We start from the raw sequence: 14,568 nt of genomic DNA, 5'->3' as shown, positions 1-14,568 counted from the left end.
TTTCCAGCTTGGCCTATGCCCTCTCTTGAATTACGTGTTATACGGCTTTATTCCATTTCAAATATTCGCCACTTTGTACTTGAAAAAATCTGGTTTAACCCAATATTTTGCATGCGACTTTCATGTTCACCAATAAGAGATAACCGCTTTAAAATAGACCTCTTGCCTAAGCTGATTAATTGGTTTCAGGCCAAGGCACTAACGTTTTGAGGAGCGGAGTTTGCATTCAGCAATAAAATGAAAGAGGGCAGGTTATGCAAGAGGGCTAATGAGTGGATTGAAGTAAAAACATCCATATCAAATAGAGATAGAATTTTTTATAAACAAATCTTGTGAGGAGATTTTTAATGAAAAATAAACTACTTCCCAATTTAATCATCATCACTCTTGCCGCTACAATATATGCTAACTCCATAAACGTTCAGGCGAAACAAAATGATCAAATACAAAATAGTAACGAACAATTAACCCAGGATCCATTTGATACTGATCCTTTTTTTCAATCACATGATGATGTTCTGCTGCAAATACACAAAATGCAACAAGCTATGGATCAATTTATCAAAAGTCAATTTTCACAAATGCAAAATACCCTTGCAAACGATCCTCATCACAATCCCTTTGGCAGTGCAAAAAATATTCAAATTACAGAGAATAAAGATGAGATTATTTATAAGATAAAACTACCGCAAGGTTCTGATAGTAAAGTGGATATTACCGTTAAAAATGGGCAGTTAGTTCTTAGCGCTAACGTCACTCAGAAAATCACCCGTGAACAAGATAATAACAAAAGTGTCAGTTTCTCCCAAAGCAATTACATGCAATCATTTCCATTGCCCCAGAGCTATGATCCGAAGTCCATGGTCACAAAAATGAAAGACTCAAATTTAATTGTTACTTTTAAAAAAAATTCTTAACCGCATTATCTGCTTAATTAAATAACCTGCTAAAACAACCATGGGAAAGGATTGATTATACAGTTTGATGCCGGCTTGAAATTTTGATTTTCTGCAGCGCTGGTTAAAGGAAATCAAGAGCCTGGGTTTGAATTTTCTATTGCAAAGATTCCCTGTCTTTGCACATAAAATTCAAGCCCCGGCACCATTTTTAAAAATAGCTGATTATTTTAACTGAGGCTTACCTAAGTTAGGTTGAACCAAACTTATTGCATCTTCTGCCGCAAGCACTTCATTGTCCGTACTTAAGCTTATGATTTTATTAATTAATTCTTCTGGAAGCCTGTTGAAGAAGCAAGTGTTATTTGGATTTCTAAGGGCTTGGCCCAAAATCCTTGCAGCATAACGAACATCCGCATGGGCAGCATTAGATGATTGTGAAACACACGCAGGTGCATTAATACCAAAGTTATATCCGGGGGTATGCAAATTTTTATCATTAAAATATACCGCATCCTGCCCTTCATAAATTGACCATGTTGCTGAAGAGGCGTGTCTAAATAAAGTTAAAAAGTTTTGACGTATTTCCTTATTAGGAAAAACTACGGCTAACTCCCCATTTTTTGCAGTATAGGTACTGAGATACAGCGTAGTAGGATTTTCAGGATAAGTTTGCGGACATTCTTTATTGGCATTGAATTTATCAGAAGATGCAAAATGAGATATGCCCCCCATTTTTTGAATAAATCGGTCTCTCCATTCTTGGGTAGGAAACTTTAGTGCAAGTTCTCCATTTTTTGCTTTATAAATAATAATTTTTTCTTGGCTTACGCATGCGTGAAAATTTTGTAAATTTGTTAATAATTCCGGTTTATCCTTGGCATAGTGAATACACATTTTTTGGAAATGATCTTTAAAAAAATCATTAACTAACAATTCTTTAAGAGCTATTTGTGGATCAGAATTCAATGCTTTTATACTGCTCATGCCTGAAGTAGCTACAACTGGTACAAATTGAGTGTTGTTTGCTATAGCTTTTAGAGCGGCCAGAGCATTGGGTATAATTTGCGCATCACAACGTAAAAGATTTTGATAACTTGTTGTAATAATATTTTGCAGCTCATTTAAGTGTTTTTCATACTTGTTGAGTAAAGCAAGTGCTTCTTTTTGGGATATCATATTTTTTCCTCAGGTTTTCACATGGCTCGAAATTCTAACAGTAAATTATTAAATGAATATTAAATTAATTTTGACCCAAGCCATTGTGTTCTTTTATAAACTATTACATTCATTTGCTTCTTGGTATTGCCCATCCATTCAAAACCATATACTTCTCAATAGTTATCTATGGCTTTTTAAAGTAAAAAAATTTGCTATTCCCTGTCGCTCACATGCGCTCATCGCATCTGTTTTATTTATGCTGGTTATAGGATCTAATCTTCAAACCAGATAAGATATACTGTCTGTCCCATCCGATTAGAACAATTATTAAACAGTATTCTAATCGGATAATCATTTGAATGGAGTTCTGAATTAATTTAAAAAGGAGTTTGTTATGAAACCAGGTTATTTATTAGGCGCTTTGCTTTTATCTCCCATTCTTGCTTTTGCCAATTCTGATAACAACACAGATGGCCTTATTTTTTCGCCATTGCCGCAGAATAAAAATACCGTAGTCAGGCACTATAGCAATGAACAGGAAATGCCTAATCTTAGTCAAATGGCTCAAAGAACTATTGATTTTCCAACTCAAATTGTTCGAGTCAGCGGTAATCTTACAGGATTGGAACTGAGCTGTGATGATGTAGAAAATGAAATAGATCAAGTTTTTTCAAAAAAAATCTCCCCTAATCTGTTTACTTACAACACTTACGTCAGCTGTGGCTATGATGTCAATGATCCGGAACAGCACGCGATAAACTTCTCTATTCAAAGTTATTTCGATCCATTGACAGATAACGCTGTTGATTATTTAAAATCCTATCTGAAAGAATATAATGGATACAATTTATTCAATACGACAACATTACAAATTGAAAATGCCAAAGGCATCATTGTATCGATGAATCTTAATGCCGGTTTAAAAAGTAACCCCGATAAAACACCATTCACGCTTTATCGTCAGGATAGGAACAATTTTTATTTTAAAAGCAATTTTGACGTGAGAAAGGAATTAATTAGCGATATTTATCAACGATTTTATTCTAACGATCCTGATATGATTCTACCCTTTTTCGACAAATGGATTTTCTCCTATGCCGGATCAGTTTATTACTCCATCCTTATGGCATCCAATTACCTTGAATTGCAACCTGAAAGAATTTTCGTAATGGAAAATGAAGGGGATATCTTCGTATCCGATTTACGGTATTACTTTGCCAATCTTTGTATGAAGAGAAATCCTAATAAACATTGTTTGTAACTAATGAAATCAGCAAAAACCGTTTAGCGCGTATGCTTTCTAATGTGCGCTGCAGAGACGTTTGCAGCGCAGCAATGAAGAGACAGCTTATGCATGAGGACTAATATTATTCATCTGCATAATTCAATGGCTCCCCTTTAGTTATAAAGTCTGTTTAAAAACAACGGATGTAACGCGCGCTGTGGGAACATCATCAATAACTTCCTTGCGAATGAGGGATTTTGCACGCTCATTATCGAAAACGTCCTTGAGATCCATAATTTTGCCTGCAGGAATATTTTCCCTGTGCAACATTTCGAGAAGCTCACTGCTCTGGAGTTTCTCTGTTTGTTCAGCAATTAGTACAGCGAGTTGCTCCCGATTCCTCACCCTGTTTTGATTGTGCCTGAATTCGTCTTTTCCTGGTAAATCTTTTAGCCCAAGGATATTGCATAGTTTTACAAAATGCCTATCTGAGCCTATTGCCAGTATGATAAGCGCCCCATCAGATGTTTGGAACAATTCGCCATAGGGGGCAATATTGGGATGCAGTGATCCGATGCGCTGCGGCACCTGCCCAGTCATCAAGTAATTCGATGCCTGATTGATAAGACTGCTAACAGCAGCATCATAAAGGGAAACAGAGACAACCCTGCCTTTCCCGCTTTTTTCCCGCTGATAGAGAGCCAGAAGGATGGCTTCTTTCAGATGATGGGCTGCAAGGACATCGATTAAGGCGACGGGCATTTTTACCGGGCCGCTCTCCTGTGTCCCATTGATTGACATAAAACCGCTTTCACCCTGAAGCACAAGATCATAGGCAACGCGATCGCTTTCGTCACCGTAGCCATTGATTTTTCCAATGATAAGGCGCGAATTAATACTGTGTAGATGATCATCTTGTATACGCAGCTTTACATCATCTCCCTTCTTAAAATTCATGATTAAAATATCAGATTCTGCGATGAGATTAAGGAAACAGAGATAATCCTCTTGCTTCATGAGATCTAAAAACAAATATTCCTTTCCAAAATTAACACTAGCAAAATAAGCTGAAATCTCAGAGTCAGGATCTTCTCCAGGGAGTTTCCATGTTCTTGTCACATCCTTATGTACGGGATGTTCGATTTTAACAACTGATGCACCCAACTCAGCAAAAAAAGTACCTACAGAGGGGCCTGCAAGAACCGAACTCAGATCAATGACCTTTAAGCCCTTTAAAATATACCTGTTTTCCATATCTCAATAAACATTCGTTGTTTTTACAAGCTTTCACATTGGGAAATTGCGCAAAACTGACCCAAGGGCCTCAAATCAATATCCTACCTTTAGCAAAGCCCCGACTGGAAAAACCATTCTTAAGTTACATTGCTTGACAGTTGTTTCACCAAATCATAAAGGAATGCATGAGCTTCATAAAAGGATTCGACACTAATCCGTTCATCACGACCATGGGCTCGGAAATCATCGCGATCTAAAAATAGCCCCATCACCCCATAGGTAGGAATTCCAACTGATCGCAGATAGCGCCCATCCGTTGCACCAGTAACCATAATTGGAATGGTAGGAACTTCAGGCCAATACCTTTGAGTGAGCTGAGTAATTGTTTTTAATATTTCAGGACTAAGTGGAGAGCTCGGACCTCTGGACAATTTGCCAATGCGCTTTAGTGTAACCTCTGGATCGTTAATAGCTGTCTTCAAAGATTGCTCAACCATTTCAGGTGAATCTTCTGGGAGCACACGACAATTTATGGTAACAGCCGCTAATTGTGGTAATGCATTCATTGCATGCCCTCCTTCAAGTAAGGTAGGGGTGCAGGTTGTTCGTAAAATGGCATTCCATTGCGGTGAACTATCAGCTAAACGTTGCATAGCTTGCTTCGAGCCTTTGCTTGCTTCAACCATTTCTGTTTTCAGAGGCCCTGTCTCAATAGCCGCCATTTGTTTAAAATAGGCCGCAGTTACATCATTGGTTTTTAAAGGAAAATTAAATTTTGACAGTCGCTCTAAAGCCCCTGCAAGACGATAAATGGCATTATCTTTGGTTGGCAGCGAACTATGCCCCCCTTTATTACGAACCTCAAGGTTGTAATTGACAATGTATTTTTCACTCACCTGGATATTTTGTGATATTTTTTTCCCATTGGCCAAATCACCCCATCCACCCTCATTAAGAGCGAAATCTGCCTCGATTAAATCCTTGTGATTTTTAATCAGCCAACTAATCCCGTTGTATGGGCTGCTTCCTTCTTCATCAGCCGTCAAGGCAACAATGATATCGCGTTTGGGTTTAAATCCTTCCTGCTTATATTGGATTAAGTTGGCTATCCAAATAGCCGCTTGCGCTTTATCATCCAAAGTGCCTCTGCCATAAAAATACCCTTCTTTTTCAGTCAGTTGGAAAGGATCCATGCTCCAATCGGAAGCTTTGGCTTCAACAACGTCCGTATGCGCAAGTAATAACAAGGGTTTCTTGTCCCCAGTACCGCGATAACGTACAACCAGATTGGCTTTTTGTGGACTGGCTCCACCAACGAAAATGTCCTCATTGGAAAAACCAGCTTTCTTTAAGTACTTTACTGCCACCTCAACCAACGGCGTTGTTGAACCGGTAGTAAATCCTGATTGTATTTCGATAAATTGTTTATAAATAGAGCGAGCACGTTGTTGTTCATCCGCAGGGCGAGTAGTCTTCGCTTCTGCCACCCCAACGATCAGAGCCAGAGCAAGGGAAAATGAAATTTGAGTTATTTTTTTCGAAATCATAAAATGAAATCCATTCAAAGCATGACGCGTTTAAAGAGAAATCCACTATAAAGTAATCTGAGTAAAAATCAATGGTACCCGGGTTGAACTTGCCTTCAATGTTCTCTGAAAATTGTGCTTAAAGATCGATAATATTTTGTGTACACTTTCCACAATAAATTTCCAGGGATAGTCTCATGTATAAAATACACCATTATTTTTTATTTGGTGTTCTAGTTCCATTTATTAGCCTTGTTAGTCTATTCACTATTTTCTCTTCTGACTTTTTAACCCTTACTACTTGGGCAAGTATTTTGGCATCCGCCTCTGATATTGGCATCATTGTCCTTGGAGTTACTCTTCTGCTTATAGGAGGAGAGTTTGACCTCTCTGTTGGAGCGAATTTTGCTTTATCTGGCTTGCTATTCGGTTCACTTACGTTATTAGGAATCAATAGTTTTTTAGCTTTAACAATTGCTTTGGCAATAGGAGCCTGTATAGGATTAATTAATGCCGCATGCACCGTCTTTTTTAAAATCCCCTCATTTATTGTAACTTTGGGAAGCATGTTAATTTTACGTAGTCTTATCCTTTTGTACACCCAAGGTTTGCCTGTATCTGTTGAGGACACAAATGGTGTTATGCAAGTATTAGCAGGTGAATTATCACAAAATTTATTGTCTTCTTTTATTTGGTGGTTTGCTATTGGTTTTTATCTAATCTATCTTCTTAATTGGACAAAACTGGGGAATCATATAGTTGCCACTGGTAACAATTGTGATTCCGCTTATCTATCTGGCATAAATACAATTCGAGTTAAATTCTTTTGTTTTGTGTGTTGTGGAATAATAGCCGCATTTTCCGGAGTAACTCAATTTAGCCACCTTAATAGTTTATCCCCCATTGCGGGTGAACAATATGAATTATATGCCATAGCAGCTACCGTAATCGGTGGTACCTCACTAAAAGGAGGTCAAGGATCCATAATAAGTACGCTATTGGCTACTTTATTATTAAGCACTGTAGATACCGGCATAGTACAAATTGGTGTTTCAACTTATTGGTATCGATCTTTTATTGGACTTATTTTAATCTTTGCGATGACTATTAATGTTTATCTGAGGAAATCTGACTCATGATAAATAGCCATCAAACTCAACCTTTACTCAGGTTAGAAAATATTGAAAAAAGTTACGGCTCCCATCGTATTCTCAATAAAGTATCTTTTTGCTTATATCCCGGGGAAATTACTGCTTTAATCGGTGATAATGGAGCAGGTAAATCAACCCTGGTACAAATCATTTCAGGTTATATTCAAGCAGATAAAGGAAACATTTATTGGCAGGAGCAGCCCTTATGTTATAGCAACCAATATAATGCTCCATTTGAAATGAGACGCCTGGGTATACAGATTGTCCATCAACAATTAGCGCTTATTGATGAATTATCTATATGGCGTAATTTCTTTTTAGGTAATGAAATAAATAAAAAAATAGGTCCTTTCAAATTCTTAAACATCAGGCTTATGCAACATATAGCAAGTCAGTCCCTGCAAAGCTTTGGGCTTGTATGCCTTCCAAATATTGATCTGCCGGTCAAAAAACTATCTGGTGGTGAACGCCAAATGCTAGTCGTTTGTCGCGCAAAATATTTTAATGCAAAGCTACTTATTCTTGACGAGCCAACCAGTGCCCTCTCACCTGCGCAAGCAGATAAAGTCCTTCAGATCATAAAAAATATAGCTCAAGCCGGAATTGCAATTGTTTTTATAACTCATAATCCAGCTCATATACAAAATACCGCACACAAAGTGATCAAGCTTAGTTGCGGAACAATAGAAATAATGGAATTAACTAACACGCTCATTAAGGGTTAAACTATGAAAAAATTGGCATCAACTCTCTTGTGTTTCTCGCTACTGATAAGCGCCTCTGTCTTTGCGAGAGATAAATATTATTTGATAACCCATGGTTCACAAGATCCTTATTGGACATCTTTATTCCAGGGAGCAAAAAAAGCTGCTGAAGAACTGAAAGTCGATTTACAAATTTTAGCTCCTCCAGGAGCCAATGATGTACCCAAACAGGTTCAATTCATAGAGAGCGCACTGGCTACCTATCCTTCTGGAATTGCTACTACCATTCCTTCAGACACAGCTTTTAGCAAAAGCCTGCAAAGGGCAAATAAACTTAATATTCCTGTTATTGCCGTTGATACCAGACCAAAAGACAAAACAAAAAATCCTTACCTGGTCTTTTTAGGTTCTGATAACCTACTCGCAGGCAAGAAACTTGGTGAAAAAGCTCTGGAATTAACTCCAAGCGCTAAAAGAGCACTAGTTCTTAACCCACAACCCGGCCATATAGGGCTCGAAAAGCGTGCCTATGGAATTAAGACCATTCTTCAAGATAAAGGAATCTTTTTTGAGGAACTTGATGTAGGTACTGATCCTAATCAAGTACAATCCAGAGTCAAATCTTACTTTAAGATACATCCAGAAACGAATATTATTTTTTGCCTAACCTCACAAGCACTAGATCCACTTGGACAAATGTTATTACACCCCGACAGGTATGATTTTAATTATCAACCTCAAGTCTATTCCTTTGATAAAACACCCAATACTGTTTCTTTAATTCATAAAAAACTGGTGAATTATGTAATGGATCAACAACCATTTCTAATGGGTTATTTAAGTATCACCCAACTGGTATTGATGAACCGATATCAATTGAATCCAGTAAATATCAATACTGCAATGTAAATTGCAGTATATGTGTTATATTCCAGCCAATGACTTGTTGCTTTTTGATAGTGTCATGGGTAATTTCGAACGCTTCCAGGAAACCACTTGCAATCAAAATCGCAAGAAAAATTAAGTACAAACCATTCTATATTGGAATCACATATGAGCGATTAGTTTAAGGATGCAAACTCATTTGGCACCAATATCGCCCTCAGTTTGTCTTTGAGAGCGATATTAATTTAATAAATATGGTGAAAGCTCTTTAAGTATATGACATGGAAGAAGAAACTACTCCTTCAACCTCCACGACTCTACCCGTAGACAATTTAGGAGACAGAACCGAATCAACCAGGTTGGGGAATAGTGCGAGACGTTCATTTTTATGTAAACAATGTTCACGGTGATTCAATTGCGCAGCAACTTGGAGTGCTGCCGTAATACCACTTTCATGCGAATCATTAAATCCAGCAAGAATACCACCATGCCATAACCCAGCCTCACCTTGAGCGGCATGTAAAGCTTGCTGTGCTTCATAGTAATTTTTATCCATTACCGGGTGTTTATAATGAACTTCTCTCAGTACGTTTTTAGGCATTGCTTGCCCGGGCAAAACCCAGGTTTTCATTATCGGGGTTTCTTCATTATTAAATTTCCAGGGCTTGCACATGGTATTTGCTGATTGAGCCCCATCAAATCGGCTGTGCACAACTGTCCTATAGGGAGACAGATATTCGGGATCCTGATGAAATACTACTGTCGTGTCATAGTAGGTTACGTTGGCAAGTTTTTCACGCAATACTTTTATCGTGTTACTTTCAATACCAGACAGCAGTTCACTCGTTACATAAGCCGGTGTGGAGATAACCACATCATCATAAATCATTGGGCTTCCAGTGGCATCACAAACGAATGTGCCATCCCTTTTCAATAATTGGTATTTTATTTTTCCATCAATTGTTATTGGTATTAATTTTTTTATAGCCGTATTAGCGTTAAATTGAGTATTAGTGCATTGCGCCACCATTCTATCAATATAGCTGCTCAAACCTTCTGGCGCATCAAACCAATTCATTCCTGCAGCCAGATAGTTCATAGCATAATGGGCACCAAATGTTTTAATTGTTTCAATTGATACTCCCCATCCTGATGCAATCAAAGGATACAAGAACTCCTCAGCAAACTTGTCTATAGGTGAAAGTGTGTGTACACATTTCTCTTTAAACTCTTTTATAAATTGCTCTAATGTTATTAAATTATCTGGATGCAGTAATTTGTTCCTGGCATCCATAATTAAGTGGTTCATCTCAAGCAAATTGTACATTTCAGTGAGTAGAGTATCCACTGAAACACGGGTTTCATTCTGTTTCCTTCTCTTGCCAAATAAACCACAGGATAATGTATATAGAATTGATGAAGTGTCCTCAGATCTGCCACTTGATGTATGATACAAAGGGGGTAAAACAATATGATCCTTTTGTTTCAGATCGTCAAAATCCATATTTAATTCAAACTGATCTAAAGCCACTCCCAGATATTGAAACAATCGATGCACATTGGGATACAATGTGGGTGGCCCTATGAATTCTGCCCCCCCTTCCAGGATTACATTATTAACCTTGATGCTGTGGATATGCCCGCCTAAGCGATCATTTTCCTCAAATACAGTAACATGAAATTTTTGTTGATTTTCCAAAGCCCAGGCAGAAGTTAATCCTGTTCCACCACCAATTATCGCAATATTCGTTACTTTTTTAGTCATTTTAAAAGTCCATTTCCAAATACCAGGCTCGTAAACTAAATGGTTAGAACAAAAAAGTAAATACGCTTTCTGTGATTAATTGGGAAAAGATAAAGGGAGATTATTAAAAACAATGTTCATGCACTTGTTTGTATTCCATTTACGACTGCCGCCTCATTTCAAATAACTTTATAACGCACGCTCATCGTGAATTACTACAAAAATTTGCCTCAACGTTATTACTCTATTTGCTACTCAAGTATATTCTTCCATTTGTTACATTAGCGTCGGTGATTAGCAATTCAAATACCTTTAAATTGTTTATCATGATATAATTTTGGGCATATTTATGCTTAATAGTAGCTCCTATATGAAAAAATCATCTTTTTTTGATTATTCCTTTTTTACCATTTCAGATACCAAAGAGGAGTTTCCTCTTTTTCCTGAAGAAGGCATGGATTGTTTATTTGAAAAACTGGGGTCACGCATTACATCTAAAAAAGCCGGCAATACTTATTTTATCTCGCCCGCTGATCCATCTATTGCTATTCAAAAAGGGAACGATGGAGTTCATGAATATTATCACCTCTTACTTAATAAAAAAGTCATTGCTGTATCATCATTCGTTAATCACAAAACCACAATTTATTTAGCTAACATCATTAAACAACTGGAACCAGAACGCATCGGTACGCCCGTAGATTTTGATTTTTTGGGTGATACAGATGAAACAGATTCCGTGTTTTCAGATACTTTGGATAATGCAGAAGGTAACGTAGATCAAACGCCCTCGCCTCGTTAGTAGTCATCTTCAACGAATTCAAGGAAAACCAGCATCTTTCTTATTACTAATCATAAACTGGCTTTGCCCAGTCATCTTCATAACAAGTAGTGCTCTCTTTAACCCTATAGATATAAGAAGCATCAATCGATTTAGTATAAGGATGTTCTTTAAATAAATTATCCAATGAATTCACGACAATCTCTTTCATCAAACCTGTTTTTGATGAAAAATGACTTGATTGCAAAAAATTGCTCATAAATTCCGGATAGAGTTCCGACAGTTGTGCAATGGTTTTATCAAAAGGATTATCACAACCACAGAATTTAGCATAAAAGTCTAAATAACGTATGGCGTAAGTACGTAATGCGATTTGCTCTTCTTTCTCATCGACTTCCTGAGTGTATTTTTTTCTTAAAAGCGAAATTAATTCACCATAGAGCGTATTCAACTCCATTTTTGCTTCATGATTCTCTTGAGGTATGCTGAGATAAAAAGGGTTAGCTAATTCTTTATTGTGAATTGTTATTTTTTTTATGCTGCAAAAAGGTACAGCTAAAGCAACATGCTCTTTTTCTCGTTCCATTCGGCCAGGCAAATTGAGCTGGTTTTCACTAAAGGTAGCATGAACATCTACAATATAATCGGAAAATGAAACAGGGTCGATTGTTATAAAACATCCATTCCCCCAATCTAATGCAATTTGAGGATCCTCTGACATACTGACCATATGAAAATCATTAGACAGGTTGGTCAGTTTGTGCAATCTTATTTGCTCTATATCCACAACTTCAGGAAAATTTTGACAAAAAACTCCTGTAATTAGAGTGGGCAAAAGAAAAATGATACCTGTAAGATTATTATCACCTCGATATAATGATTCAATTGCAGAGGGAATTTTTACAACATTTGAAAACTGCACACCTGAGGAAGATTTTATATTCTTATTTAGGAAAAATGCTGGATATTTACTATACATAAAATGTTTAATGACATACGGAATTGATCAACAATATATCACATTGACCTCAAAATAAAAATAACGCCGTATTACTCTCAATGGGTTTTTCTTGATTTCCAACTCTAAAGCATGGGCATAAATAAACAGAGACAAGGTTCCAAGTTGAATTTTTAACATCTGGCCTTATTTATGAGATATAAAATATAGGAAGAGTAAATGAGGTGATGAGAAATGATAAATAACCTGAAAACTTTTATCTTGTTAGCCTCTCTAACAGCATTGTTAGTTGTTATTGGGGGATTGCTTGGAGGCTCTACAGGAATGCTGATTGCATTAGTATTTGCAGGAGTTATGAATTTTTCAGCTTACTGGTACTCTGATGTTCTTGTTTTGAAAATGTATAATGCTGAACCTCTGCCCAATAATCACTTTGTTAACAATATTATTTCAGAACTTGCGCATAGGGCAGGAACCCCTGTACCCAAAGTTTATTTAATTAATAACTCTACTCCAAACGCGTTTGCAACAGGGAGAAATCCAGAGAATGCCAGTATCGCTGTGACAACAGGATTGTTAGATAGGCTCACTCAAGAGGAAATCACCGGAGTTTTAGCTCATGAACTGGCCCATGTAATCCACCGCGACACTTTAATTAATGTGGTAAGCGCAACGATAGCAGGGGCGATTAGCGGGATTGCCAATATGTTCATGTGGCTTTCAATGTTTGGCCACAATTCAAATAATGAAGAAGGTGTCCATCCAGTGGTTGGCATGATCATGATGATAGTAGCTCCCCTGGCGGCTGGACTGATTCAAATGGCTATATCGCGCTCCAGGGAGTTTGAAGCGGATGCCGGTGGAGCACGAATTTCCGGGAATCCGCAGTGGCTGGCCAGTGCCTTGTTAAAACTTGATCAAGCCAACCATGAGCAATACTTTGATGAAGCAGAAACTCACCCCTCCACTGCGCACCTGTTTATCATTAACCCCTTAAACGGAGAAAAGCTGGCTAACTTATTTTCAACCCATCCATCGACAGCAGAACGAGTAGCAAGACTAAGAGCCATGTACTAATTAACAGGATGACTGATTTGGAGTAAACATTACTTTACTGACAGTAAGGAATGACTTTTAAAATTTATCAAACCCAAAATAAAATAATGCCCTGGAAATAATAGATTGGTTTTTATGAGTCTATCTTTTGAATTAAATAATAAAAATAATATTTTTTATTCCAGTGCTTGCATCGGCGAGCAAATTTTCCCAGCGCTTGCAATGCCGGATTTTTAAAGCGAATCCTCCACCAGGGAAGAAACATGAGCCCCATTGAACTAGCCACATTAGCCAGTTCCGAAGTATAGTGAATCTTATCAGGCCCCAAAAGGTATTGAGCCAATTGGTAAAACCCTTTTTCATTGACAATTAAGCGTTGATAAATTGATGCTTGCACCATTTTAGTAATATTATGCTTTTCTATGATGCGTAAATTTTTTTTTGTCTTCACAAATGCTTCTAATCGCTGCGCTTGCTGCTTCACATCAAAATGAACATCCGCATAACAAAAAAATCCGTTAGGTGCTAAAACCCTCTCTACTTCAGAAAAAAAATGCTCGATTTGAGGATAAAGATGTGAACTTTCAAGGTTAGTGACAATATCAAAACTTTCGTTTGCAATAGCCATATTTTCTGCATCAGCCTGCATATAATTAATTTTATCTTCTATATAGAAGCTATTATTGGAATTAGTGACCAATTTGCTGACCAAATCAATGCCTAACGCGTATCTTGTTTTTAATAATTCAGAACTTATTTTCAAACCTACGCCATTACCACAACCCACATCAAGTAATCTTTTATTAAAAAAATGGATTTTTATTAATGGCCTTATCAAATAAAAAAGAAGTGATTGCCCATAAACATGAGGGAAAAAACCTACTGTAGAAAAATCAAAATTCAATGACGATAATTCGCGATATATTTTTTTATCACATAATCCCCAGTTCAAAAAAACTCTGTCATAAAGCACATTGGCCCAGCTCTGGTAGCTCTCTTGAATATTGGATTTAATGAATTTTGCATCCGACGCATTTAAACAGACATGATGTATTGCATTACCTATTCGCTCATTTGCTTCACCAAAACTTTTGGAATTTTTATCCATTTTTATTTTTAAAATAAATAATATAAGTATAGGCCGATTTATAATGGATAAGCTGTTTGTTTATTAGGCTAAAGAATTGTTCATATAAAACTCAAGTAACCATAATACTTCAAACCATTGAAAAAATATTTCAATGG

General features: G+C 37.1%; 13 protein-coding genes. 7 read left to right on the top strand and 6 right to left on the bottom strand.

Features of this window, described 5'->3' with window-relative positions:
* Window positions 1-347: 347 nt before the first annotated feature.
* Window positions 348-917 (top strand): Hsp20/alpha crystallin family protein, encoded by a 570-nt coding sequence (locus LPG_RS00975; RefSeq protein ID WP_015444919.1) that lies wholly within the window; start codon window positions 348-350, stop codon window positions 915-917.
* 204 nt (window positions 918-1,121) lie between these two features.
* Here LPG_RS00975 and ceg5 read toward each other — a convergent pair whose 3' ends face one another.
* Window positions 1,122-2,075, bottom strand: a complete 954-nt coding sequence (ceg5, locus tag LPG_RS00970; protein WP_010945952.1) for a Dot/Icm T4SS effector Ceg5 — start codon at window positions 2,073-2,075, stop codon at window positions 1,122-1,124.
* 376 nt (window positions 2,076-2,451) lie between these two features.
* Here ceg5 and LPG_RS00965 point away from each other — a divergent pair, with 376 nt between their 5' ends.
* A complete protein-coding gene (locus tag LPG_RS00965; RefSeq protein WP_010945950.1) occupies window positions 2,452-3,318 on the top strand; it encodes an Lpg0189 family type II secretion system effector in 867 nt (288 codons plus the stop codon).
* A gap of 141 nt (window positions 3,319-3,459) precedes the next feature.
* Here LPG_RS00965 and LPG_RS00960 read toward each other — a convergent pair whose 3' ends face one another.
* Both LPG_RS00960 and LPG_RS00955 read right to left on the bottom strand, forming a co-directional pair.
* Entirely contained in the window at window positions 3,460-4,521 is a 1,062-nt protein-coding gene (locus tag LPG_RS00960; RefSeq protein WP_025862451.1) for a CaiB/BaiF CoA transferase family protein, read from the bottom strand.
* 134 nt (window positions 4,522-4,655) lie between these two features.
* Window positions 4,656-6,065 (bottom strand): M20/M25/M40 family metallo-hydrolase, encoded by a 1,410-nt coding sequence (locus LPG_RS00955; protein WP_015444920.1) that lies wholly within the window; start codon window positions 6,063-6,065, stop codon window positions 4,656-4,658.
* A gap of 176 nt (window positions 6,066-6,241) precedes the next feature.
* On the opposite strand from LPG_RS00955, the gene LPG_RS00950 reads away from it, so the two are divergent.
* The 3 genes from LPG_RS00950 to LPG_RS00940 are packed head-to-tail and all read left to right on the top strand — an operon-like array spanning window position 6,242 to window position 8,808.
* Window positions 6,242-7,183, top strand: a complete 942-nt coding sequence (locus tag LPG_RS00950) for an ABC transporter permease (protein WP_010945947.1) — start codon at window positions 6,242-6,244, stop codon at window positions 7,181-7,183.
* Window positions 7,180-7,920, top strand: coding sequence for an ATP-binding cassette domain-containing protein (locus LPG_RS00945; protein WP_010945946.1), 741 nt, complete (start codon window positions 7,180-7,182; stop codon window positions 7,918-7,920). Before LPG_RS00950 ends, LPG_RS00945 begins: the two co-directional genes overlap by 4 nt.
* Before the next feature lie 3 nt (window positions 7,921-7,923).
* A complete protein-coding gene (locus tag LPG_RS00940; RefSeq protein WP_010945945.1) occupies window positions 7,924-8,808 on the top strand; it encodes a sugar ABC transporter substrate-binding protein in 885 nt (294 codons plus the stop codon).
* Between the two features lie 244 nt (window positions 8,809-9,052).
* On the opposite strand, the gene LPG_RS00935 is transcribed toward LPG_RS00940, so the two are convergent.
* On the bottom strand, window positions 9,053-10,549 hold the full coding sequence (locus LPG_RS00935; protein ID WP_010945944.1) for an FAD-dependent oxidoreductase: 1,497 nt from the start codon (window positions 10,547-10,549) through the stop codon (window positions 9,053-9,055).
* 349 nt (window positions 10,550-10,898) lie between these two features.
* Here LPG_RS00935 and LPG_RS00930 point away from each other — a divergent pair, with 349 nt between their 5' ends.
* Entirely contained in the window at window positions 10,899-11,330 is a 432-nt protein-coding gene (locus LPG_RS00930) for a hypothetical protein (protein WP_015444922.1), read from the top strand.
* A 46-nt stretch (window positions 11,331-11,376) separates the two neighbouring features.
* Here LPG_RS00930 and LPG_RS00925 read toward each other — a convergent pair whose 3' ends face one another.
* Window positions 11,377-12,288 (bottom strand): lpg0181 family Dot/Icm T4SS effector, encoded by a 912-nt coding sequence (locus LPG_RS00925; protein WP_010945942.1) that lies wholly within the window; start codon window positions 12,286-12,288, stop codon window positions 11,377-11,379.
* 213 nt (window positions 12,289-12,501) lie between these two features.
* On the opposite strand from LPG_RS00925, the gene htpX reads away from it, so the two are divergent.
* A complete protein-coding gene (htpX, locus tag LPG_RS00920) occupies window positions 12,502-13,344 on the top strand; it encodes a zinc metalloprotease HtpX (RefSeq protein ID WP_010945941.1) in 843 nt (280 codons plus the stop codon).
* A 112-nt stretch (window positions 13,345-13,456) separates the two neighbouring features.
* Here the strand turns inward: htpX and LPG_RS00915 are convergent, their stop codons facing one another.
* Window positions 13,457-14,431: a class I SAM-dependent methyltransferase gene (locus LPG_RS00915; RefSeq protein WP_010945940.1), complete on the bottom strand. Its 975-nt coding sequence runs from the start codon at window positions 14,429-14,431 to the stop codon at window positions 13,457-13,459.
* Window positions 14,432-14,568: the final 137 nt, after the last annotated feature.

The sequence above is a fragment of the Legionella pneumophila subsp. pneumophila str. Philadelphia 1 genome (assembly GCF_000008485.1).
Taxonomy (GTDB): domain Bacteria; phylum Pseudomonadota; class Gammaproteobacteria; order Legionellales; family Legionellaceae; genus Legionella; species Legionella pneumophila.
This window is presented reverse-complemented; position numbering and strand designations above follow the sequence as displayed.